The organism is Acinetobacter sp. YH12142, assembly GCF_013418435.1.
In the GTDB taxonomy this organism is placed as follows: Bacteria; Pseudomonadota; Gammaproteobacteria; order Pseudomonadales; family Moraxellaceae; genus Acinetobacter; species Acinetobacter amyesii.
The window spans coordinates 60,301-83,094 of sequence record NZ_VPCB01000006.1; the positions used below are offsets into that span (position 1 = coordinate 60,301).

General features: G+C 42.2%; 26 protein-coding genes. 18 read left to right on the forward strand and 8 right to left on the reverse strand.

Annotation, left to right across the window (positions count from 1 at the left end; all coding sequences use genetic code 11):
- Nucleotide 1 precedes the first annotated feature (1 nt).
- From FTU77_RS06050 to FTU77_RS06060, 3 genes are read left to right on the forward strand one after another with little or no spacing between them, the layout of a single operon-like run.
- Nucleotides 2–940, forward strand: a complete 939-nt coding sequence (locus FTU77_RS06050; RefSeq protein ID WP_078190067.1) for an ABC transporter permease — start codon at nucleotides 2–4, stop codon at nucleotides 938–940.
- Between the two features lie 7 nt (nucleotides 941–947).
- Entirely contained in the window at nucleotides 948–2,087 is a 1,140-nt protein-coding gene (locus FTU77_RS06055) for an ABC transporter permease (RefSeq protein ID WP_180055281.1), read from the forward strand.
- A gap of 13 nt (nucleotides 2,088–2,100) precedes the next feature.
- Complete coding sequence (locus tag FTU77_RS06060) at nucleotides 2,101–3,840, forward strand: ABC transporter ATP-binding protein (RefSeq protein WP_180055283.1); 1,740 nt, start codon at nucleotides 2,101–2,103, stop codon at nucleotides 3,838–3,840.
- A gap of 50 nt (nucleotides 3,841–3,890) precedes the next feature.
- Here the strand turns inward: FTU77_RS06060 and rluB are convergent, their stop codons facing one another.
- The 3 genes from rluB to FTU77_RS06075 are packed head-to-tail and all read right to left on the reverse strand — an operon-like array spanning nucleotide 3,891 to nucleotide 6,438.
- Nucleotides 3,891–5,009 carry a 23S rRNA pseudouridine(2605) synthase RluB gene (gene rluB / locus FTU77_RS06065; protein WP_078194228.1) on the reverse strand — a complete coding sequence of 373 codons (1,119 nt, stop codon included), beginning with the start codon at nucleotides 5,007–5,009 and terminating at the stop codon, nucleotides 3,891–3,893.
- A 41-nt stretch (nucleotides 5,010–5,050) separates the two neighbouring features.
- Complete coding sequence (gene scpB, locus FTU77_RS06070) at nucleotides 5,051–5,647, reverse strand: SMC-Scp complex subunit ScpB (RefSeq protein WP_078190063.1); 597 nt, start codon at nucleotides 5,645–5,647, stop codon at nucleotides 5,051–5,053.
- Nucleotides 5,644–6,438 (reverse strand): ScpA family protein, encoded by a 795-nt coding sequence (locus FTU77_RS06075; RefSeq protein WP_078190062.1) that lies wholly within the window; start codon nucleotides 6,436–6,438, stop codon nucleotides 5,644–5,646. Before FTU77_RS06075 ends, scpB begins: the two co-directional genes overlap by 4 nt.
- Nucleotides 6,439–6,777: 339 nt before the next feature.
- On the opposite strand from FTU77_RS06075, the gene FTU77_RS06080 reads away from it, so the two are divergent.
- Nucleotides 6,778–7,497, forward strand: a complete 720-nt coding sequence (locus FTU77_RS06080) for a GNAT family N-acetyltransferase (protein ID WP_180055286.1) — start codon at nucleotides 6,778–6,780, stop codon at nucleotides 7,495–7,497.
- Between the two features lie 31 nt (nucleotides 7,498–7,528).
- On the opposite strand, the gene FTU77_RS06085 is transcribed toward FTU77_RS06080, so the two are convergent.
- The 3 genes from FTU77_RS06085 to FTU77_RS06095 all read right to left on the reverse strand — a co-directional run bounded on the left by FTU77_RS06085 (nucleotide 7,529) and on the right by FTU77_RS06095 (nucleotide 9,307).
- Nucleotides 7,529–7,837 carry a hypothetical protein gene (locus FTU77_RS06085; RefSeq protein ID WP_180055289.1) on the reverse strand — a complete coding sequence of 103 codons (309 nt, stop codon included), beginning with the start codon at nucleotides 7,835–7,837 and terminating at the stop codon, nucleotides 7,529–7,531.
- Nucleotides 7,838–7,937: 100 nt separating this feature from the next.
- Entirely contained in the window at nucleotides 7,938–8,555 is a 618-nt protein-coding gene (locus FTU77_RS06090) for an L-threonylcarbamoyladenylate synthase (RefSeq protein ID WP_078190059.1), read from the reverse strand.
- A gap of 89 nt (nucleotides 8,556–8,644) precedes the next feature.
- On the reverse strand, nucleotides 8,645–9,307 hold the full coding sequence (locus tag FTU77_RS06095; RefSeq protein WP_180055291.1) for an elongation factor P hydroxylase: 663 nt from the start codon (nucleotides 9,305–9,307) through the stop codon (nucleotides 8,645–8,647).
- A gap of 97 nt (nucleotides 9,308–9,404) precedes the next feature.
- Between FTU77_RS06095 and FTU77_RS06100 the strand changes: the two genes are divergently transcribed.
- The 9 genes from FTU77_RS06100 (at nucleotide 9,405) to FTU77_RS06140 (ending at nucleotide 14,490) form a co-directional block, all read left to right on the forward strand.
- Complete coding sequence (locus tag FTU77_RS06100) at nucleotides 9,405–9,962, forward strand: DUF177 domain-containing protein (protein WP_078190057.1); 558 nt, start codon at nucleotides 9,405–9,407, stop codon at nucleotides 9,960–9,962.
- Between the two features lie 77 nt (nucleotides 9,963–10,039).
- Nucleotides 10,040–10,222: a 50S ribosomal protein L32 gene (gene rpmF, locus FTU77_RS06105; RefSeq protein WP_004279227.1), complete on the forward strand. Its 183-nt coding sequence runs from the start codon at nucleotides 10,040–10,042 to the stop codon at nucleotides 10,220–10,222.
- Between the two features lie 205 nt (nucleotides 10,223–10,427).
- Complete coding sequence (gene fabD / locus FTU77_RS06110) at nucleotides 10,428–11,408, forward strand: ACP S-malonyltransferase (protein WP_180055293.1); 981 nt, start codon at nucleotides 10,428–10,430, stop codon at nucleotides 11,406–11,408.
- Complete coding sequence (gene fabG, locus FTU77_RS06115; RefSeq protein WP_180008197.1) at nucleotides 11,405–12,139, forward strand: 3-oxoacyl-ACP reductase FabG; 735 nt, start codon at nucleotides 11,405–11,407, stop codon at nucleotides 12,137–12,139. Before fabD ends, fabG begins: the two co-directional genes overlap by 4 nt.
- A gap of 85 nt (nucleotides 12,140–12,224) precedes the next feature.
- A complete protein-coding gene (acpP, locus tag FTU77_RS06120; RefSeq protein ID WP_078190054.1) occupies nucleotides 12,225–12,461 on the forward strand; it encodes an acyl carrier protein in 237 nt (78 codons plus the stop codon).
- Nucleotides 12,462–12,652: 191 nt separating this feature from the next.
- The gene (gene lysM, locus FTU77_RS06125) at nucleotides 12,653–13,126 is read left to right on the forward strand and encodes a peptidoglycan-binding protein LysM (RefSeq protein ID WP_180008199.1); all 474 of its coding nucleotides are present in this window, start codon (nucleotides 12,653–12,655) and stop codon (nucleotides 13,124–13,126) included.
- A gap of 108 nt (nucleotides 13,127–13,234) precedes the next feature.
- Complete coding sequence (locus FTU77_RS06130; protein WP_180055295.1) at nucleotides 13,235–13,768, forward strand: hypothetical protein; 534 nt, start codon at nucleotides 13,235–13,237, stop codon at nucleotides 13,766–13,768.
- A 197-nt stretch (nucleotides 13,769–13,965) separates the two neighbouring features.
- Nucleotides 13,966–14,196, forward strand: coding sequence for a hypothetical protein (locus tag FTU77_RS06135; RefSeq protein ID WP_180055297.1), 231 nt, complete (start codon nucleotides 13,966–13,968; stop codon nucleotides 14,194–14,196).
- A gap of 51 nt (nucleotides 14,197–14,247) precedes the next feature.
- Nucleotides 14,248–14,490, forward strand: a complete 243-nt coding sequence (locus FTU77_RS06140; protein ID WP_180055299.1) for a hypothetical protein — start codon at nucleotides 14,248–14,250, stop codon at nucleotides 14,488–14,490.
- 69 nt (nucleotides 14,491–14,559) lie between these two features.
- Here FTU77_RS06140 and hemJ read toward each other — a convergent pair whose 3' ends face one another.
- Both hemJ and FTU77_RS06150 read right to left on the reverse strand, forming a co-directional pair.
- Nucleotides 14,560–15,012 carry a protoporphyrinogen oxidase HemJ gene (gene hemJ / locus FTU77_RS06145; protein WP_180022661.1) on the reverse strand — a complete coding sequence of 151 codons (453 nt, stop codon included), beginning with the start codon at nucleotides 15,010–15,012 and terminating at the stop codon, nucleotides 14,560–14,562.
- A 68-nt stretch (nucleotides 15,013–15,080) separates the two neighbouring features.
- Nucleotides 15,081–16,310, reverse strand: a complete 1,230-nt coding sequence (locus FTU77_RS06150; RefSeq protein WP_180055301.1) for a beta-ketoacyl synthase N-terminal-like domain-containing protein — start codon at nucleotides 16,308–16,310, stop codon at nucleotides 15,081–15,083.
- A gap of 273 nt (nucleotides 16,311–16,583) precedes the next feature.
- Between FTU77_RS06150 and FTU77_RS06155 the strand changes: the two genes are divergently transcribed.
- The 5 genes from FTU77_RS06155 (at nucleotide 16,584) to tuf (ending at nucleotide 22,774) form a co-directional block, all read left to right on the forward strand.
- Nucleotides 16,584–18,044 carry an EcsC family protein gene (locus FTU77_RS06155; RefSeq protein ID WP_180055303.1) on the forward strand — a complete coding sequence of 487 codons (1,461 nt, stop codon included), beginning with the start codon at nucleotides 16,584–16,586 and terminating at the stop codon, nucleotides 18,042–18,044.
- A gap of 155 nt (nucleotides 18,045–18,199) precedes the next feature.
- A complete protein-coding gene (gene rpsL / locus FTU77_RS06160) occupies nucleotides 18,200–18,574 on the forward strand; it encodes a 30S ribosomal protein S12 (protein WP_000246374.1) in 375 nt (124 codons plus the stop codon).
- 178 nt (nucleotides 18,575–18,752) lie between these two features.
- On the forward strand, nucleotides 18,753–19,223 hold the full coding sequence (rpsG, locus tag FTU77_RS06165) for a 30S ribosomal protein S7 (RefSeq protein WP_005011815.1): 471 nt from the start codon (nucleotides 18,753–18,755) through the stop codon (nucleotides 19,221–19,223).
- A 131-nt stretch (nucleotides 19,224–19,354) separates the two neighbouring features.
- A complete protein-coding gene (gene fusA, locus FTU77_RS06170; RefSeq protein ID WP_180004228.1) occupies nucleotides 19,355–21,490 on the forward strand; it encodes an elongation factor G in 2,136 nt (711 codons plus the stop codon).
- A gap of 93 nt (nucleotides 21,491–21,583) precedes the next feature.
- Complete coding sequence (gene tuf, locus FTU77_RS06175) at nucleotides 21,584–22,774, forward strand: elongation factor Tu (protein ID WP_180002848.1); 1,191 nt, start codon at nucleotides 21,584–21,586, stop codon at nucleotides 22,772–22,774.
- Nucleotides 22,775–22,794: the final 20 nt, after the last annotated feature.

Genomic DNA, 22,794 nt, shown 5'->3' on the forward strand with positions numbered 1-22,794 from the left:
TATGCTGGCATATATCATACGGCGTATATGGCAGATGATCCCAACGATGTTGGGGGTTGTTCTGCTCATATTCTTCTTATTTAACTGGGTAGGTGGGGACCCTGCATATATTCTAGCAGGCAAAATGTCGAACCCAGAGCAAATTGAAAACATCCGTCAACAGTTGGGGGTTGATCAACCCTATTATGTACAATTGTGGATTTTCATTAAGCAGATTTTAACTTTTGATTATGGAATGAGTTGGAGTACAGGTGAGTCGGTGTCAGATATTATTTTGACCCGTCTAGGACCGTCACTGACGATTTTAATTCCTTTAACTATTTTGCAAACGATCATTTCAATTGGTTTGGCACTTGCTGTGGCTTCAGTTCGTGGCACATTAACCGATCGTATGATTATGATGCTTTGTACGATTGGTATGTCGATCAGTATTTTGGTTTACATTATTGTTTTCCAATACGTATTTGCATATCAGTTGAGTTGGTTTCCGGTTCAAGGCTGGAGTGATCACTTTAGCGAAAACTTATTTAAATACGGTTTACTGCCTATATTAATTATGTTGGTGGTGAGTATTGCGCCAACTTTGCGCTTATACCGCAGTTTTGTATTGGATGAAGTCAATCAAGACTATGTTCGAACTGCGCGCGCAAAAGGTGTGGGTGAAAGCCGTATTTTAGGTGTACATGTACTGCGTAACGCCTCAATTCCAATTATTACCGATGTCATGTCGAGTCTACCGGCACTGCTGATAGGCGCTTTCCTGATTGAACGATTCTTTGGTATTCCGGGTATTGGTCGTGAAGTCATTATTGCTGTTGAACGCAGTGACTTCCCTGTCATTAAGGCGATTACAGTCTACGTTGCAGCGGCTACAATGATTTTTAACTTAATCGCGGATTTGATTTATAAACTTGTCGATCCTCGCGTTCAGTTGAAGTAGGTGGCCTATGCTAGGAATATTCAATAAGACCAAAGCAACGGCATCAACACCTGCATCGACTGGCTTGTGGAAGTTGGCGATGCGACGCCTAAAGGCCGATAAATTAGCGATGGTGTCGTTGTTCGTTGTACTGTGCTATTTCGTGGTGTTGTTATTGTCGATGACAGGCATGGTTGCATCCAATTGGAATAAAGAAGTGGCTGTGAGTTATGCACCTCCAAGTTTTATTGGGGCGGAACTCAATGAAACAGCCAAAACCAAAGCATCAGCAGAAGATATGGCATTGCCTGAAAATCCTGTTGATCCTTTAAAGGATGTAATTGCTGAACTGAATGCAGAGATTGCAACTGAGCAAGATGGTGCCAATGCAATTGACTACTATGGCGTTGTCGATCCACTAGCAGAAGATATGAAAGCGATTGATCAGCAATTGGGTGGCCATTTGTTAGATCAACAAAGCGAGCTAAAACAAACTTTACCGTTTGGTGCGGATAAATGGGGGCAGGATGTCCTGCAAAAAACCATTAAAGGTGCTGAAACATCTATTATTGTTGGCGTGGTAGCTGCATTACTTGCTGTCGTGATTGGGACAATTTTAGGGGCAATTTCTGGCTATTTCGGTGGTTGGGTCGATGATATTTTAAACTGGTTTTATAACATTTTTACCTCGATTCCGTATTTGCTCTTGGTTCTTGCGATTGCAGCTGTATTACAACAAAAGGGGATTTTATCGATTGTCCTCATTCTAGGGCTTACTGGATGGACGGGGGTGTATCGCCTGATTCGTGCAGAGTATATGAAGCATACTTCGCGTGAATATGTGCTCGCTGCCAAAGCGATAGGGGTGAGTCATTTCCGACGTATCTTTGTGCATATCTTTCCTAACGTTAGTCATATTGCATTGGTGCAAATTTCGATTTTAGTGGTGGCCTTTATTAAGTCAGAAGTGATTTTGAGCTTCTTGGGATTTGGCGTTCCTGTTGGGGTTGTGTCATGGGGAAGTATGCTTAATGAAGCACAAAGTGAATTGATTTTAGGTAAATGGTGGCAACTTATCGCAGCATCTGTAGCGATGGCGGTTTTGGTTACGGCATTTTCGATGTTTACTGATGCACTGCGTGATGCATTAGATCCAAAATTGAAATAAGGAGGAGTAAAGGATGACGGAACAAAATCAAACTGTTAAACCAACGCTCCTCAGTGTTCAAAACCTGAAAGTGAGCTTTAAAGCCGAAGATAAAAGTTATATCGAAACGGTCAAAGGAATATCTTTTGACATTCCTGCCAATACAACTGTGGCGCTTGTGGGAGAATCTGGTAGTGGCAAGTCGGTGACCTCGTTGGCAACCATGGGGCTGTTGCCACGTGATCAAAGCCGTATAGATGCAAGCAGTAAAATAGTTTTTGAAGGGCAGGATTTACTGAGTCTGTCTCCAAGAGAAATGCGTAATATCTGTGGTAAAGATATTGCGATGATTTTTCAGGAACCGATGTCGTCACTCAATCCAGTCTTTACGGTGGGTGATCAAATTGCCGAAGTATTACGACTTCATCTAGGTATGGGACGTAAGCAGGCAAGAGCACGGACTTTGGAATTATTGAAGGAAGTGGGTATTCCTTCTCCTGAAACGAAAATTGATGCCTATCCTAGCCAAATGTCAGGTGGCCAACAACAGCGGGTCATGATTGCAATGGCAATTGCATGTGAGCCGAAGTTATTGATTGCCGATGAGCCAACCACAGCACTTGATGTGACGATTCAAAAGCAAATTTTAGATTTACTTGAAGCCTTGCAAAAGAAACGTGAGATGTCGATGCTATTCATTACGCATGATTTAGCATTGGTAAGCGAAATTGCCGATCAGGTGATTGTCATGCGTCATGGAGAAATCCGTGAACAAGGCTTGGTCAATGAAGTGCTCGACCATCCTAAAGATATTTACACACGCGCTTTGCTCAAGTGCCGTCCGCAGATGTCAGAACGTCCTTATAAATTACCGATGATCAGTGATTTTATGCGTCAAAATGGTGATGAGCTGATTGAGGATGTGCATTTATCAGAAGAAACCCGTAGACAACGAACGCGTGGTCTCACAGGTAATGAACAGATTATCTTAGATGTCAAAGACCTGAAAAAATCGTTTTATAGCCGCAAGGGTTTATTTGGTAAGGATGAATATCAGGCGGTCAAAGGTGTCTCGTTTCAACTGGCGAAAGGTAAAACGCTCGGGTTGGTTGGAGAATCTGGCTCAGGTAAAACCACAATCGGCCTTTTACTGATGCGTCTACAGGAAGCGACAGGTGGTCAGGCGCTGTTTGAAGGTCATGATATTTTGGCGATGAGCGAAAAAGAATTTACCCAATATCAGCGCAAAATACAGATCATTTTCCAAAACCCATATGCTTCGCTTAATCCACGTTTTACGGTGGGTCAAATTCTGATGGAGCCGATGCAAGTGCATCAGATAGGGAAGGATGATGCAGAACGAGAGCAAATGGCGTTTGATTTACTAGAGCGTGTCAGTTTGCCTGCCCAAGCATTTTATCGATATCCACATGAGTTTTCTGGTGGTCAGCGTCAACGTATTGCCATTGCACGATGCTTGACCTTAAAGCCTGAAATTTTGATCTGTGATGAGTCTGTCTCTGCCCTAGATGTTTCGGTTCAAGCCCAAGTTCTGAATTTATTGCAAGATTTACAAGATGAATTTGGTTTGAGTTATATCTTTATTTCACATGATTTATCTGTGGTGAAATATATTTCTGACCAAATCATGGTGATGAACCATGGTGATATCGTTGAAATTGCAAACTCGGATGAGTTGTATCAATCACCTCAGCATGAATATACCAAGCGTTTGCTGAATGCGATTCCACAAACCACTGAACAATTTGTTTAGTGTTGGTATAAAAAACCGCTCAAATGAGCGGTTTTTTTATACTTAAGAAATTAAAATTTCTTAAAGCCTTTGTTGTTTCCGCTAAATGCGCGACTTGGCACAGAGTCATTACGACGCTCACGATTGCCAAAATTGTCGTTACGACGTTCACGGTTACCGAAGTTTTCACTGTTGCGATCATTACGGTTATTGTTGAAACCGTCGTTGCGACGCTCTGAACGGTTAAATCCATTGCCTTGGAAACCACCTTCAGTACGACCAGTACGACGTTCGCCACGGTTATCTTGATAACCATTGCTTTGTTGTGGCTGGTTTTCGTCACTGTCACGACGTTGTTGGCGTAAGTAACCACCACGACGTGCAGCCATTGGTTTGTCTTGCATACGTTCAGTACGACGTTTCGCCATACCAAACAGGCCAGTACCTTGACGTGGTTTAAGCTCAACAGACTTGGTCAAGTTGTCGATATCTTGTTTATCTAGCTCGATCCAGCGACCAGTACGCAGTTCGCGTGGCAGAATTACTGAACCATAACGTGTACGTAAAAGACGGCTCACTTTTAAGCCTTGAGATTCGAAAATACGACGAACTTCGCGGTTACGACCTTCTTTTACGACCACTTGATACCAACGGTTAATACCGTCACCACCAATTTCAGAGAATGACTCAAATTTTGCTGGACCATCATCTAAAACAACGCCTTGTAACATGTTGTTTTTTAATTGAGGAGTGACTTCACCCATGACACGAACGGCATATTCACGTTCGATTTCGCTAGAAGGGTGCATTAAACGGTTCGCCAGTTCACCGTCATTCGTGAACAGCAATAGACCTGTAGAGTTAATATCTAGACGACCCACCATCACCCAACGATCACCTGTAATTTGAGGTAATTGTTCAAATACCGTTGGACGGTTTTCAGGGTCATTGCGTGAGCAAATTTCGCCTTCTGGTTTGTAGTAAATCAACACACGGCGACGAATTTCGTCTTCAATTTGGAACTGAACTTTACGACCATCGATGCGAAGCTCATCACCCGGTTCAATACGTTCACCCACTTGGGCAACTTGCCCATTTACGCTCACACGACCAGCGGCAATGACTTCTTCCATATAACGGCGAGAACCCAAACCAACGCGTGCGAGCACCTTTTGCAATTTTTCACTCATGACAGCATAACCTTAGAAATTATCATCAACAGTTCACCTATTTATGACTTCGGTGCATTCGCATCGAGGGCCATAAAAGCTTCCTTGGCATCCTGCAGGGGAGGCAATTGGCCCAAAGAGGTTAGACCAAAAGCATTTAAAAATTGAGGCGTTGTAACTAACAACGCGGGTCGTCCTGGGAGTTCACGAAAACCAGATTCTTTAATCCAGTTCCAGTCAAATAACGTACGTAAAATTTGACTATTGTTGGTCACCCCACGGATTTGCTCAATATCTGCGCGGGTTACCGGTTGATGGTAAGCAATGACAGAAAGAGTTTCGAGCAAGGATGGCGATAAACGAGTTGGTCGTTCAGGCCAGGTCTGTGCAATAATATTACGATATTTTGCACGTACTTGAAAACGGAAACCTTGAGCGGTTTCAACAAGTTCAATTGATCTGCCGTGTTGCAGCATTGAAAGCTGCTGCAAATATTGGCGTAATTCGGTTTTACTGAAACGGTCTTGGAAAGCCTCTTTTAAACGGGCAATACTCACTGCCGCTTCACTGGCAAAAATAATGGCTTCAAGCTGCATCAAAATTTCATGCAGATTATCTTCTGAAGACACCGCAGTCATTTGTTTAAGTTCAGTGTTCATGCACGTGCTCCCTGAATTGCAAGCGGTGCTTCTACACCTGATGCGACAATTTGGACTTTTTGTTGGCGTGTCAGTTCCAACACGGCCATAAATGTCACGACAACACCCATGCGGCCTTGGCTTGGTTTGAGTAAGTCCGCAAAATCTAATACTTCACCTGACTCAAGCTTAGTTTCAATATAAGCAATACGTTCTTCGAGTAAGACAGGTTCTTGTAAAATTTGGTGGGTAACTGGTTCTGGTCGATTAAAAACACAGAGTATGGCATCACGAAGTAATTGAATGTCATAGCCATCATTGGTTTCGACAATCGTTCCTAAACTGACATTGGTATCGAAAGTATCTCGATCCAACACTGACATTTGACCTAATCTTTCCGCAGCTTGTTTGATGCGCAAATACGTTTCTAAACGGTCAATCAATTCTTGTTTAGGATCTTGTTCATGTGCCGCGGTCGATTTAGGTTTTGGCAATAATAGACGCGATTTTAAATCGGCCAATAGGGCTGCCATCACCATATAGTCTGCAGTTAATTCAATATCTAGAGATTTCATTGCATCCATATAAGACAAATATTGGGATGCAATCGGGGCAATATCGACTTGTAATAAGTCGAAGCCATTTTTTTGAATCAGGTAAATCAGAAAGTCGAGTGGTCCTTCGAAATGCTCTAATAGAATTTCAAATGCAGCGGGTGGAATGTACAAATCTTCTGGAATAGCTTCTTGCCACTCATCCAAAACGCGAATGTGTGGAGCATCTTCCATAGAATTATGGACAGTTTGGTTCATTGCAATTATAGGCCACGCGAATTTTCAAAGGCATGCAGACAGCTTTCGCTTCGATCTCACATCGAAAGTAAAAGCACAAAAGTTATAGGGAATAGTGTAATGGAAAAATGCGTTTAAAGAAATTACTGAACGGTTGAATTGGGTAAAAAACATAAAATTTATAGGGAATAGGCTTTATTTATACACATGTAAAATTTTAAAGCTGTGATATCGATCACAACTTGTGTTAATTATAAATAATACACTCATCAATCCATGAACTTATTTAAGCTGTGATGTCTGGATGGTGGGCGTCTATCATGAAATGATTTGAATGAATTGACTAAAAGAATATTTGCTATGCCACAACAATATAATCAATGGGGTCAGGCCGTAGGGATGACGTTGGCGCAGTTTGAACCTTGCCAGTTCAGATGTAAAACCGAAGTGGGGCAATCTGTTCGGCTTATTCCGATGTTGCCCGATCAGCTTGATGACAGTTTTTTACAGCGGCTATGGTTGACTGTCCAACAAGAACCGGATGAACGCTGTTGGACGTATTTGCCTTATTGTCAAATTCAAAGCATGCAGCAATTGCGTGATTATTTTCAGCAATCCTTTCATTTTACCGGTTCGATGCATTATGTCATTGAGGTAGGTGATGCCATTGTAGGGTGGATTGGATTGCTCAATGTACGCCCAGCATATGCTGTCATCGAAATTGGCAATGTCTTTTTTTCAAGTTTAATGAAGCGATCAACCGCCGCAACAGAAACCATTTATCTATTGTTAAAAGCATGCTTTTCAGCGGGATATAGACGGGTGGAGTGGAAGTGTGATGACTTGAACACACCTTCGAAAAACGCTGCTTTGCGTTTTGGCTTTCAATTTGAAGGGTTGTTTCGTCAACATGTGATTGTGAAAGATCGTAACCGTGATACCGCTTGGTTTGCGATGTTAGATCAGGATTGGCCAATGTTGTCTCAAGCTTATGCAGCTTGGCTCAATACAAATAATTTTGATGAGCAAGGGCAACAAAAAATTCATTTAAAAGAATTTATGCAGCTTTATCGCGCTTGAGCAAAAGCCAACTATCAAGACTTTGAGCCTGTTAGTCATATCTTTTTTCAAGTGCAAATTCGATGATGTGCTGGCACTGCGCTTGCGAGCAGAGATTTTGACTTGATCGGTGTTTAAATAGTGATTTGACCGTTGATGCATGCAGAAAGTAAGAAAAAGCCTGCGGCTGTGTTGTCGCTGTTGGTAAAATTAAATTTTTATCTATTGCCCTTAGTTGAGCCGTGGATTCTAAAGTCCAAGGCTCAGTGGCATAAATGGCGAGATGATTGAGACGGTTTTGCTCGGAGACATTGAGGTCTGTCGCATTTTGGAGCTTGAGTAAAATTTGAAATAAAGTCATCAGGTCGATTCCTTTATCGAAAGGTGCTTTAACCGCGTTTTGAGCAGATGTATTTTACATGCTGTGCCTCTAATCGACAGCATGTGTTTAACAGGACATGTTATTCAAATGCACTGACATCACCGACACCACGGCGAATCACTTCTGGGTATTCACCTGCAAGGTTTACAACGCTAGTGGTATTTAAAGTACCTAAACCACCATCTATTAATACATCTATTCGTTTGCCGATTTGCAGTTCAATTTCATAAGGATCATCAATCGGTTCTTTTTGGCCAGGTAAAATTAAGGTCGATGTTAATAAAGGCTCACCGAGTTCTTTGAGTAATAATTGGCAAATCGGGTTGCTCGGAATGCGTAGTCCAATGGTTTTCTTTTTAGGATGCATTAAACGGCGAGGAACTTCACTGGTCGCAGGCAAAATAAAGGTAGTGACCGCAGGGGTGTTATTTTTCAATAAACGATACATGGCATTGTCGACTTTGGCATACGTGGCAATGTCAGATAAATCTGCACAAATAATCGCATATTGATGTTTAGCATCGAGCTGACGAATTTGGGCAATGCGTTCCATGGCATTTTTGTTCCCAATCTGGCAACCGATGGCATAGGCGGCATCTGTGGGATAAACCACCACATCGCCGGCACGAATCCGTTCAACGGCTTGCGTAATTAAACGGGGTTGAGGATTTTCCGGATGTATTCTTAAATGCAACATGTCGTTTTCCTCTTATTATTAAAAGCTCTAGACATTATGTCGCGGTCTATTTGCTTTGTGCAATGTGAAATGCAGTCAAATTGTATAATTTAATCAAGCATTTCACGTTGAAATTCATTCGCCTGTAACATTTTGCCAGCACGTGTACAGTGACAAATGCATTGGATAAAGCGCCAAGCATCGCGTGGAAGTTTGGCATCGCCCTTAAAATAAGCCTGTAATTGTGCGTAGACATTGTCTTTAAAGCTGCTGCCATCTCCTCCTTCACCAGTGAGGTTATCAAGTGAGACACGAAACTTGCGCCCAAAGGCTTTTGCAAATAACCATTCGATCGCTTGCGGCTTAATTTCTACCTGTTCAAAGAGGGCTTGTTGCTCTTTACTACGACCATCAGGTGCATACCAATAGCCTAAATCGGGAAGTAAACGACGTTGATCACCAGCAATAGTCCAATGACTAATTTCATGCAAGGCGCTATTGAAATAACCATGAGCAAATTGAATACGGGCAGGGCCGTTTGAATCAGCAGGAAAGTATTCGGGCTCAAAGTCACCTTTCACTAAGCTCACATTCAGGTGGGAAAACCAATGATTAAAGTGTAAGATGAGCCATGCGACGTGTTCTGTTTCTGTGGAAAGTTTCTCCCAAGCCGAGAGTTGCACTTGGTCGGTTGAAATGTCAGAATCAAGCGTTGAAATTGTGCTCATAAGTGATGAAACATTCACTTCTGTTTGCGGCTGCAACAGATGCATAACTTAAGTTACCCAAATGGTCTGTCTAAATAAGTACAAAATTGTATCTTAATCTTTGACAGAGTACTGATGAATTTGTAGAATTGCCGCCTTAATTATGTCAGCAAATACCTTTCCGGCACAGATTGAGCCGTTTAAATGGGCTGAACAGGGCTTTAAATGGTCAGGAACACTGCCATTATCTCGCTTTGTTCGTATTGCTCGTGAAGCTGTTGGATCAATTGATGATCAATTGATTAACATAGACTGTAAGCTATCAATGGATGCTTATCATCGCATTGTATGGCTAGATGGTCATGTTGAAACAAATGTTCCAATGGAATGCCAGCGTTGTCTGGATACTGTTGAGATTCCACTTGTTTTAAGTTTTCATCTAGCTCTTGTAGATGACGAGTCACTGATAGAGCGCTTGGATGAGGATGCTGATTTCATCGTTTTAGGTGAAAGTGAAGCAACAACCAAAGGTTCATATGATGCACCTGCGACTGCTGATTTACTCTCACTGATAGAGGATGAATTGTTATTGTTGATGCCTTTGTCACCTAAGCACGACGCTTGTGAACATAAGCATCAACCTGCCGCTGAAGAGCTTGTTGAAGAAAAACGGGACAACCCGTTTGATGTTTTGGCAGGTTTGAAGGGTAAACTTAACTAATTTTTGTGTTATACTCTTGAGTATAAGACAATCGAATTTGTTCTGATCCATTTTTTCGATCTTTGTAAGGAGCCATCATGGCCGTTCAGCAAAACCGTAAAAGTCGCTCTCGCCGTGACATGCGCCGTTCACATGACGCTTTAACCGAGAATGCATTAACTGTAGACCAAGCTACTGGCGAGACTCACCGTCGTCACCACGTATCTAAAGATGGTATCTACCGTGGTCGTCAATTATTCGCTAAAGCATCTGCTGAATAATTGGTGATGTATTAAGCGTCAAGCTTAGTAGAAAAAATGGGAGCGTTAAGCTCCCTTTTTTTGTACCGATTTTTTGTTGCATTTGGCAATTACCAAGACAAAAATTAAGTGTTAAATTTCCGTCCCTGAAACAAGCTTACATGGGATTGTGTTGAATAAATGTCCAAATAGCATAAATTCACCAGTCTTGATAAAGGATTTTTTTATGTCTGCTAAACAACTCGAGCAAGCAGCTCAAGCTACTAAAACTGCATTCGTGTTCCCAGGTCAAGGGTCACAGAAAGTCGGCATGCTCGCTGAACTTGCAGAACAGTTTAGTAGTGTGCAAGCAACATTTGCAGAAGCATCAGAAGCGGTTGGTTTTGATCTTTGGCAGATTGCGCAAAGTGGTGAAGGGTTAAACCAAACAGAATTTACTCAACCTGTACTACTGACTGCCAGTATTGCTTTATGGCGCGTGTGGTTAGAGTTAGGTGGTGTTGCACCGAAATACCTTGCAGGTCACTCATTAGGTGAATACAGCGCCTTGGTTGCTGCGGGAGCGATGAGCCTAGGTGATGCCGTTAAACTGGTGAACCTACGTGGTCAGTTAATGCAAAGTGCTGTACCTGAAGGTCAAGGTGCAATGGCGGCAATTTTGGGTCTAGATGATGCCAAAGTCATTGAACTTTGTGCTCAAGCAGAAGGCCAAGGTTCAGTAGATGCTGCAAACTACAATGCACAAGGTCAAGTTGTTATTGCGGGCGATAAAGCCATGGTTGAAGCGGTTATGGCTGCTGCTAAAGAAAATGGCGGTAAAGCAATCGCACTTCCGGTTTCTGTACCATCGCATTGTGCATTGATGAAACCTGCTGCTGAACAGTTTGCGACAGCATTGGAACAAACTGCCATTGAGCTGCCTACTATACCTGTAATACAAAATGTAGGCGCTGAAATCGCGACTGATGTAGCGCAATTACGTCAGGCGTTAACTGCACAGTTATACCAATCTGTACAGTGGACAAAGACCACGCAGTATTTGCAAGACCAAGGTATTCAGTACATTGCTGAATGTGGTCCGGGTAATGTCCTTGCGAATCTCGCAAAACGTTTGCCAAATATTGAAAAAGCATTCCCACTCGACACGAAAGGTCGTATGGAAGATGCACTGAATGCCATTTTAGTGGCAGAAGGGAAAATTGCATGACACAAGAACGCAAAGTTGCTTTAGTAACAGGTGCGAGCCGAGGGATTGGAGCAGCAATTGCTCAGCAATTGATTCAAGACGGTTATTTTGTTGTAGGTACTGCAACTTCAGAAGCGGGTGCAGAAAAATTATCTGCAGCTTTTGCTGAAAATGGTGCGGGTAGAGTTTTAGATGTACGTGATGCAACTGCAATTGATGCATTGGTATCAGACATTGAGCAAAACTTTGGTTCTGTATTGGTTTTAGTGAACAATGCGGGTATTACCAAAGATAATTTGTTACTTCGTATGTCAGAAGATGATTGGGATGACATTCTCAACATTCATTTGAAAGCCGTTTATCGACTTTCTAAACGTGTTTTAAAGGGCATGACCAAAGCACGTTTTGGCCGAATTATTAATATTAGTTCTGTGGTTGCACATTTTGCTAACCCAGGACAAGCAAACTATTCTGCTGCAAAAGCAGGGATTGAGGCCTTTGGTCGCAGCCTTGCAAAAGAGATGGGAAGCCGCCAAATCACTGTAAATGCAGTGGCTCCGGGCTTTATTGCAACAGAAATGACAGAACAGTTAAGCGAAGAAATTCGTAAAAAGATGAGTGATCAAGTGGCTTTAAACCGTTTAGGTGAGCCGCAAGATATCGCAAATGCCGTAAGTTTTCTTGCTTCTGAAAAGGCAAGTTACATTACCGGAACTGTATTACATGTAAATGGTGGTTTATACATGAGCTAAGCGCTCAAGTATAAACTTTCAAAACGATTTAGATTCAATTAAACTAACGGCATTAAAAACGCCACAAGCAATGAGGAGAATTCCTGTGAGCGATATCGAACAACGCGTAAAACAAGCAGTAGCTGAACAACTTGGTCTTAAAGCAGACGAGATCAAAAATGAAGCTTCTTTCATGGATGACTTAGGTGCAGATTCTCTAGACCTAGTTGAATTAGTTATGTCTTTCGAAAACGATTTCGACATCACTATTCCTGATGAAGATTCAAACGAAATCACTACTGTACAATCTGCAATTGACTATGTTTCTAAGAAACTAGGTTAATTTTAGATTTCAGCGACGCTGATTTAAAAAGCCACCATTCGGTGGCTTTTTTTATACCGAATATTTTGTTTTTACATTAGCTTACGTTTCTGTCACCAACAACAACTCAAAAGCGGTTATTTTTTAGCTATAAAAATAGAGTTTGAACAATAGTTAAATTATTTAAAACAGTAAAAACAACGGAGAAAAACATGGGTCTTTTTGATTTTGTAAAAGGTATCGGTAAAAAAAATACAGCACCTGCAGAGCCTCAGGCAGCGCCAGCAACACCTTCTGAACCATCTGCACAAGAAATTGCCAATAAGTTATTGGGTCATATTAAAGCACTGGGCTTGCCTGTAACTGGTTTGTCTGTGAGTTATAACGGTACTTCAGATCTAGCGACAGTGAAAGGTCAGGTACAAAGCCAAGCGGATCGTGAAAAGATTATCTTGGCGGTAGGGAATATTGATCATGTGGCGCAAGTGGATGATCAGTTGACTGTAGCAACGCCAGAACCAGAAAGTAAATTTTATACAGTTAAATCAGGCGATAATCTTTCTAAGATTTCTAAAGAATTTTATGGTGATGCAAATCAATACAATAAAATTTTTGAAGCAAACCGTCCTTTATTAAAAAATGCCGATGACATTTTCCCAGGGCAAGTGCTGCGTATTCCTGCATAAATATTTGTGTTTACAGTAAAAAAAGCCATCTTGTGATGGCTTTTTTTTGTATGCGTGAATGGTGGAGTTGAATATAATGCGGCTGAAATAATTCAAAATAAGAAATCAATGAAACAAAAAATCATCTTTATTATCTTACTGTTGCTTGCAGTTGTTGTGTGTCTTTGGCTGCGGTGGGATGAGCGTATTGATCCTCGGGTGCTCAAGTGGCAGCAGTCTGAAATTTCTTATCATTCAAATTATACACAAGAGCCGTATTTTAACTTGCTTGGGCTGAATGCCGCAGATCGGTTTTCGGCATTGAATGTTGGGCGCTATCGTTATCATCAAGATTGGGCATTTAGTTTGTTGGAGCAAGAGCAACAGAATGTATTGGGCCAGCCATTGAATGCGAAGCTAACGCGTGAAAAGTGGTCAGAAGAACAGACGAATTTAGTTGCTGAGTTTCAGCAATTGCTGGTCGATGATCCTAAAGCGGTTAGTGCATTTGTTGTTGAGCATCGTCTGGTGCTTGGTGCGTTGATACAGCAAGAAAAGGTGTCGTTGCAGCGCTTTAACACATGGTTGCAGCATGCAGACCAATACCTCAGTTTAAGTATGCCGAGCAATTCCGCATATCCAGACTTTAAGTATTTAAATTAGTTGGCGATCCTTTATCAGATCAATATTGTTTTAAATAAAGAGGATAAGCTGGATGCATATATGGCTGAATATCACAGATTGCAGCAGATGCTTGAGCGCCCGAACTCATTGGTTGAAAGGATGCTGATTCAAAACTGGCTGGCACGTTATGTCCAAATATACGTAATGAACAATTAAAGACTGGACAAGTAGTTTATTTGGAGCCTTTAAGTACTCGTCAGTTGAGTTTGCGCTCAGCAGCGCAATTGGAAGCCTATGGCGTATATGCGGTGTTGAAGCAGGTGCAGCAATCATTGGGCTGGAATACCTCCTTGATGTATTGGTTGTATTTGCCAAATCAAACTGTAAATCAATTGTTTAAGCAATATGAAGAGGCGGCACAGCTATCTGAGCTTTCTTATGATTCGTTTAGGATGCAGGGTGGTTAAAAACAGGGACAGTATTCATCTTGGCATATCAAAAATTATTTGGGCAATACTTTGTCCAATATAGAGGGGGTGCCTTGGGAGCGCTCTGTGCTTGCAGGGCGCATTTTGAATGATCGTATTATGATTTTTAATTTGTTGAATCAGGGTGCGACTGATTTAATGCAGTTGAGTCAAAATAGCCACGGTCGACGTTTCTTTAAGAAAGAGGGGATGTTGTGTGCTGAAGTGCCGTATCCGCGTGAGCAATTTAGAGCACACAATTGGAATATTTTAGATAGCTGTGTGCAGTTGTAGTTTTTGTATATAAACATTTTGGTATAGAAATAAAAAAGCCCCAATGAGTAGGGGCTTTTTTACAGTCGTTTAGAAGCTTGGCTTCACTACAACTAAAATGACAACCGCAAATAAAATCAAAGTTGGCATTTCATTAAAATAACGCCAGAACTTATGCGATTTATAATGTGCATTTTCGATAAGCTTTTTACGGTAATAACCACATACAAAATGATAAATCACCAACAGTCCAACCAATCCTACTTTTAGGTAGAACCAAAGCGCTTCATGGTAGTGTCGTGTTGCATCACCCCAATCGACGAGGAAGTGCGCCGTGATCAGTGTAGCAATCATTGCGGGCCACATAATGCCGCGATATAGCTTGCGTTCCATGATTTGAAAGCGCTGATGACTCGTAGCATCATCACTCATGGCATGGTAGACATAAAGGCGAGGGAGATAAAATAGCGCTGCGAACCAGCAAACAACTGCGATGATATGTAATGCTTTGACCCAGAGGAAAGCATCTGATGGAGCATCCATATATTGACCCTTAAAAGGGCGGTGGGTGTGTGCTTTGGCACCGAAGCGCCAAAGCAGCAAACTTTATATTAAGCTTCCCATTTTTTGAAAACGAGGCAAGCGTTTACACCGCCAAAACCAAAACTGTTACTCATCACAGTATTCAATTTTGCATCACGTTTTTCAAGTACGATATCAAAAGGTTTTGCACCTTCGTCAAGTTCAGTCACGTTGATGTTTGGTGCAATAAAGTCATTTTGCATCATCAGAATAGAGTAAATCGCTTCTTGTACACCTGCAGCACCCAGACTGTGACCGGTCATCGATTTGGTCGAGCTAAGTGGAGGAACTTGCCCTTCACCGAAGGCACGCTCCATCGCTTTAAGTTCAGTGACATCGCCTGCTGGAGTAGACGTACCGTGTGTATTTACATAGTCAATTTTGTCTACGCCGTGTTGTTTAGCTTCTTCTAAAGCCATAAGGATACAACGCGTCGCACCTTCGCCCGATGGTGCAACCATGTCAGCACCATCAGAGTTTGCTGCATAGCCGACAACTTCAGCCAAAATGTTTGCGCCACGTGCTTGAGCATGTTCAAGAGATTCTAGTACAACGAAGCCACCACCACCTGCGATGACGAAACCGTCACGGTCAGCAGAGTAAGGGCGTGAAGCAGTCTCTGGAGTGTCATTATATTTTGAACAAAGTGCGCCCATTGCATCAAATAAAAGACTTTGTGACCAATGGTCTTCTTCACCACCACCGGCAAGCATTAAGTCTTGTTTGCCCAATTGAATCAGGTTGTATGCATAACCAATGGCATCGGCAGATGTTGCACATGCGCTAGTAATCGTATGTGCAATACCTTGCATTTTAAATGCCACGCCCACGTTTGCAGTAATGGTGTTGGTCATGTTACGAGGTACAAAGAATGGACCAACTTTACGTGCACCTTTGGTGTCTAGAAGTTCTTTCATTTCAACAACAGATGCAGTTGAACCACCACCTGAACCACCCGCAATACCGTAGCGTGGATTACCGCCAATTTGTTCTGCTGTTAAGCCTGCATTTTCTACCGCAGCCAAAGCTGAGTTGTATGCATACATTGCGCATACGCCCATAAAGCGTTTTAAGCGACGGTCAATACCGTCAAAGTTTTGTTCTGCAGCTGCACTGACATGACTTTTGAAATTAAGTTCAGCATAACTTGGGTTGAAACGTGTTCCAGAAATCCCGTTTTGCAAAGAATGAGTGACATCTTCTAATGTATTACCAATGCATGAGTTGATGCCCATACCAGTGATTACAACACGTTTCATCTACAGATCCTTTATAGGTAGTGTGTGAGCAAGCTATTGAAAGTATACGAAGGAAACTTTCTAAATAGACGAACTCATATAATTTGATTGGAATAATGATAGCAGAAAGCTTTTTGAATTCTTATGGCAAATCCTATGCCTATTTTTGACTGAGCTAATTTGCAACGATGCAGCAAAAAACTTAACTTAAAGATACATATTCAAGTTGTGATAAAGTTTGACTACACCTAGTATTTATCAAGAATTTCAAGAATAGTCTGAATGGGGTAGGGAATGGCGAAAACGAATAATAAACCAACGGCTGGTCTGCTCTCAAACGCCTTTGGAGTGGCTAAAAAGCTCAGTTCTACTGGGGTGTCTATTATCAATCATGTTGCACCCGAATCTGTAACTAAGGTCATTCAACCACAAAAGAATGGTCAAACCTTGGAAGGTCAGTCACGTCAGACGAGCGTATTTGATGTGAAAAAATATGATAATCCGCAGCAAATCCTGCGTGAACACGTTCCGAATGTTTCTAGACAATTATTCGGTCGACATTTTAATACCGTAAATAATGTGGCTAATTTTGTTGCCCCTCAATTTAGCGACAAGGTTTCAGACTATCTTTTTGATCGACTGAATCATTTTAGTTCGGATATTTCATCTGTAGATGTGGTGCTTGATGAAGCTGGGGTGCGTGATTTAGAAGAGTTGACACAAGATGTCGATCGTTCGCGTCGCATTAGTCAGGCCTTGGGCGAGCAAAATAAATGGATTGCTTCAATTCAAGGGGTTTTAACAGGTGCGACAGGTGTCATCGGTTCAAGTATTGATATCCCTGCGTCATTGATTATGACCTTGCGAGTGATTTATCAAGTTGGACGTTCTTATGGTTTCGACTTAAGTAAAGAAAGTGATCAAGATATCGTTCAGTTTATTTTTAAACAGGTCGACCTGAGTTTAATTGCAGAAAAACAAACCTTGCTTATGGCGATTAAAGCCCTGAGTAGCACGCTGCAAAATAGTGATTTGCATCAGTTGCAGCAATTGGTGGGTTCGGACACAGATGCAGCAGCATTGAAAAAATATGTACTGGATGAAAATGGTCAGTTCAAGTGGGCATGGCTCAATCAAATGCCAAAAGTTTCACTGTTCAACCAGCTATCACGCTTATCTCCTGTGGCGAGTGCGGGTGTAAGTGTGGTGTATAGTCGTCGTTTGGTGGATGAAGTGAATCAGAAGGCACAGCAAGTCTTTTCCAATGCACGCCAATATATTTTGCAGCATCAAGATATTAGCTTGTCACCTTTGCATGCCTACGAGCGCTCTCTTGAGTTGCTTGCTCAGGCGACACCTAAATTACTAGAAGGTATTAAGGCGAAAGATATTGATTTGGCTGAGCCAGTATTGGATCAAACCATAAATGTTGCAGGTCATGAGAGTATTCGCGCAGTAAAAGTCACCAAAAAAGCACAAGCTAAAACCGCTGATGCAGCCGAAGTGGCGGTAGAGCAGGAACAAAAAGTCTCAGAAGGTTTGGAAGCACTCGCAGAAAAAGTTGTTGAGCCGCATGCGCCCGTGGCTGCGCAAAAACCTGCTTTAGCTGAAAAAGATGAGTTTGATGTGTTGGAATCTGTACAGCAGGAGGATGTCCCAGTGGAAAAAGCTGCACCCAAAACTAAGCCGCGTAAAGCCAAAACAGCAGCCGTGGATAAAGTTACAAAAAAATCAGCAGATTCTTCTGAAAAATAAACTATTTATTTGTGGGTGAAAAATTGCGCAAATCACGATGAATAAATGTTTTCGATGATCGTATATTGTTGACCAATTTTAAGTCTTCGCTTACAATTGCATGCCCTCAAAAAGTAGTATTTTTTGGGGCTTTTTATTAACGGGAGAATTGCCAAATGGCAACAACAAATCAGTTGATCCGTAAGGGTCGTACAACTTTAGTTGAAAAATCTAAAGTTCCTGCGTTGAAGGCTTGTCCACAACGTCGTGGTGTTTGTACACGTGTTTACACAACTACACCTAAAAAACCTAACTCAGCAATGCGTAAAGTTTGCCGTGTTCGCTTAACTTCAGGTTTCGAAGTTTCTAGCTACATCGGTGGTGAAGGCCATAACCTACAAGAGCACAGTGTTGTTCTTATCCGTGGTGGTCGTGTTAAAGATTTACCAGGTGTACGTTACCATACCGTTCGTGGTTCTTTAGACTGTGCTGGTGTTAAAGATCGTAACCAGTCTCGTTCTAAATACGGTGCTAAACGTCCTAAGAAATAATCTGAAAAGATTAACTTCTTAGTTCGTTAGAACTGCAATCCTTTATCGTCTCGCTTGTCTGATTTCTGCATTTTTTGTGAAAATTCCAAGCGACGTATAGTAAGGCCAGCGAAAGCACATGACACTTTGTGCACCTGCTGGAGTAACCTGAAGTGTCATATTTATTAGGTGTATTAAAATGCCAAGACGTCGCGTAGTTGCTGCCCGTGAAATCCTTCCGGATCCTAAGTTCAGCAGCCAAACAATCGCTAAATTCATGAACCACGTAATGCAAGATGGTAAAAAATCTATTGCTGAAAGTATCGTTTACGGTGCTTTAGACCGCGTTCAAGAAAAATCTAAAGTAGACCCAGTTGAATTTTTCGAGACTACTCTTGAAAAAGTTCGTCCTATGGTCGAAGTAAAAGCACGCCGTGTTGGTGGTGCTACATACCAAGTGCCTATGGAAGTACGCCCATCCCGTCGTACTGCCTTGGCTATGCGTTGGTTAGTAGATGCTGCTGCTAAGCGTTCTGAAAAAACTATGGCTTTACGTCTTGCTGGTGAGTTGCTTGATGCAGCTGAAGGTAAAGGCGCAGCGATCAAAAAACGTGAAGATGTGCATCGTATGGCTGAAGCCAACAAAGCCTTCTCTCATTACCGTTTCTAAGCGGATAAAACAGCCCCTATTCAGGAGGGTGATAAATCAGTTGTCACTGTTTTGTCATCGAATCGCTTTAAGTTGCTATGCAGCTTAAAGCGTCCTGTTTTAAACAACAAAATTTAGGAATGCTAGAAATCATGGCTCGTCAAACCCCAATTTCTCGTTATCGTAACATTGGTATCTCTGCGCACATTGATGCTGGTAAAACTACCACTTCAGAACGTATTTTGTTCTACACAGGTGAGAGTCACAAACTTGGTGAAACTCACGAAGGTTCTGCAACTACAGACTGGATGGAACAAGAGCAAGAACGTGGTATTACTATTACCTCAGCGGCAGTAACATGCTTCTGGAAAGGGATGGGTAACCAATTCGAACAGCACCGTATTAACGTAATTGATACCCCAGGACACGTAGACTTCACTATTGAAGTTGAACGTTCTATGCGTGTTCTTGACGGTGCATGCATGGTTTACTGTGCTGTAGGTGGTGTACAACCTCAGTCTGAAACTGTATGGCGTCAAGCAAATAAATATAAAGTTCCACGTATTGCATTCGTGAACAAAATGGACCGTACTGGTGCGAACTTCTTCCGTGCTGTTGAACAAGTTAAAACACGTCTTGGTGGTAATCCAGTGCCAATCGTTGTTCCAATCGGTGCAGAAGAAAACTTCCAGGGTGTTGTTGACCTAATCGAAATGAAAGCGATTATCTGGGACGAAGCGTCTCAAGGTATGAAGTTTGAATATGGCGAAATCCCTGCTGAATTAGTTGAACTAGCTAACGAATGGCGTACTAACATGGTTGAAGCTGCTGCGGAAGCATCAGAAGAACTCATGGACAAGTACCTTGAAGAAGGTGAGTTAACTAAAGAAGAAATCGTTTCAGGTTTACGTGCACGTACATTGTTGAATGAAATTCAACCAATGCTTTGTGGTTCAGCGTTCAAAAACAAAGGTGTTCAACGTATGTTGGATGCTGTAATTGAATTCTTACCTGCGCCGACTGATGTCGAGGCGATTAAAGGTATCCTTGACGACAAAGACGAAACTGAAGGTTCTCGTGAAGCGTCTGATGATGCTCCGTTCTCTGCGCTTGCGTTCAAAATCATGAACGACAAATTTGTAGGTAACTTAACATTCGTACGTGTTTACTCTGGTGTGCTTAAAGCAGGTAGCCCTTGCTATAACCCAGTTAAAATGAAGCGCGAACGTGTTGGCCGTATCGTACAGATGCACGCAAATGACCGTCACGATATTGAAGAAATTCGTGCGGGTGATATCGCAGCATGTGTAGGTCTTAAAGATACTACGACTGGTGATACATTATGTGATGAAAACAATGTAATTACACTAGAGCGTATGGAATTCCCAGAGCCAGTAATTGCGCTTGCGGTTGAACCTAAAACTAAAGCTGACCAAGAAAAAATGTCTGTTGCTTTAGGTCGTTTGGCGAAAGAAGACCCTTCATTCCGCGTACGTACTGACGAAGAATCTGGTCAAACAATTATTGCTGGTATGGGTGAGCTTCACCTTGACATTATTGTTGACCGTATGAAGCGTGAATTCAACGTTGAAGCGAACATTGGTAAACCAATGGTAGCTTACCGTGAAACGATCAAAAAATCAGTTGAACAAGAAGGTAAGTTCGTACGTCAAACTGGTGGTAAAGGTAAGTTTGGTCACGTATACGTACGTTTAGAACCACTTGCTGAAGATGCTGGCAAAGATTACGAGTTCGCTGAAGAAGTTGTAGGTGGTGTAGTACCTAAAGAATTCTTCGGTGCGGTTGACAAAGGTATCCAAGAACGTATGAAGAATGGTGTCCTAGCTGGTTATCCAGTTGTTGGCATCAAAGCGACATTGTTCGATGGTTCTTACCATGACGTCGACTCTGACGAATTATCGTTCAAAATGGCTGGTTCTTACGCATTCCGTGACGGTTTCATGAAAGCAGATCCTATCTTGCTTGAACCTATCATGAAAGTTGAAGTAGAAACTCCAGAAGACTACATGGGCGATATCATGGGTGACTTAAACCGTCGTCGTGGTCTTGTTCAAGGTATGGACGATTTACCTGGTGGTACTAAAGCTATCCGTGCAGAAGTTCCACTTTCTGAGATGTTTGGTTACGCAACTCATATGCGTTCTATGTCTCAAGGTCGTGCAACTTATTCTATGGAATTCGCTAAATACGCTGAAACACCACGTAACGTGGCTGAAGGCATCATCGCTAAGTTCCAATCTGGCGGTAAAAAAGGTGACGACGAGTAATCTTTCGATTACTATAAGCCCAAACTAATTCATAGTTAAAAACCAAATGCTCATGCAGTATCCCTGCATGAGTAGTTTAAAAAGGAAGATCTCATGGCTAAGGCTAAGTTCGAACGTAATAAGCCACACGTTAACGTGGGTACAATTGGTCACGTCGACCACGGTAAAACTACTTTAACAGCTGCAATTGCAACTGTATGTGCAAAAAAATTCGGTGGTGAAGCGAAAGATTACGCTGCAATCGACTCTGCACCAGAAGAAAAAGCACGTGGTATTACAATTAATACTTCACACGTAGAATACGATTCTCCAATCCGTCACTACGCTCACGTAGACTGCCCAGGTCACGCCGATTATGTTAAAAACATGATTACTGGTGCTGCGCAAATGGATGGTGCGATCCTTGTATGTGCTGCGACTGATGGTCCAATGCCACAAACTCGTGAACACATCCTTCTTTCTCGTCAGGTAGGTGTACCTTACATCGTTGTATTCCTAAACAAATGCGACCTTGTTGACGACGAAGAGCTTCTTGAATTAGTAGAAATGGAAGTTCGTGAACTTCTTTCTACTTATGACTTCCCAGGCGACGACACTCCAGTAATCCGTGGTTCTGCTCTTGCAGCGCTTAATGGTGAAGCTGGTCAATACGGCGAAGATGCTGTAGTTGCTCTTGTTGAAGCTCTTGACTCTTACATCCCAGAACCAGAACGTGCTATCGACCAAGCATTCCTTATGCCAATCGAAGACGTATTCTCAATTTCAGGTCGTGGTACAGTAGTAACTGGCCGTGTTGAAACTGGTATCGTGAAAGTAGGCGAAGAAGTTGAAATCGTTGGTATTAAAGATACAGTTAAAACAACTGTAACTGGCGTAGAAATGTTCCGTAAACTTCTTGACGAAGGTCGTGCGGGCGAGAACTGTGGTGTTCTTCTACGTGGTACTAAACGTGAAGACGTTCAACGTGGTCAAGTACTTGCTAAACCAGGTACAATCAAACCGCATACTAAATTCGACGCAGAAGTATACGTACTTTCTAAAGACGAAGGTGGCCGTCATACTCCATTCCTTAACGGTTACCGTCCACAGTTCTACTTCCGTACAACTGACGTAACTGGTGCGATCGCGCTTAAAGAAGGCGTTGAAATGGTTATGCCTGGTGACAACGTAGAAATGTCAGTAGAATTAATCCACCCAATCGCAATGGACGCTGGCTTACGCTTTGCGATCCGTGAAGGTGGCCGTACAGTTGGTGCTGGTGTAGTTTCTAAAGTAACTGCATAATCACTAAATGTGTGTAAAAA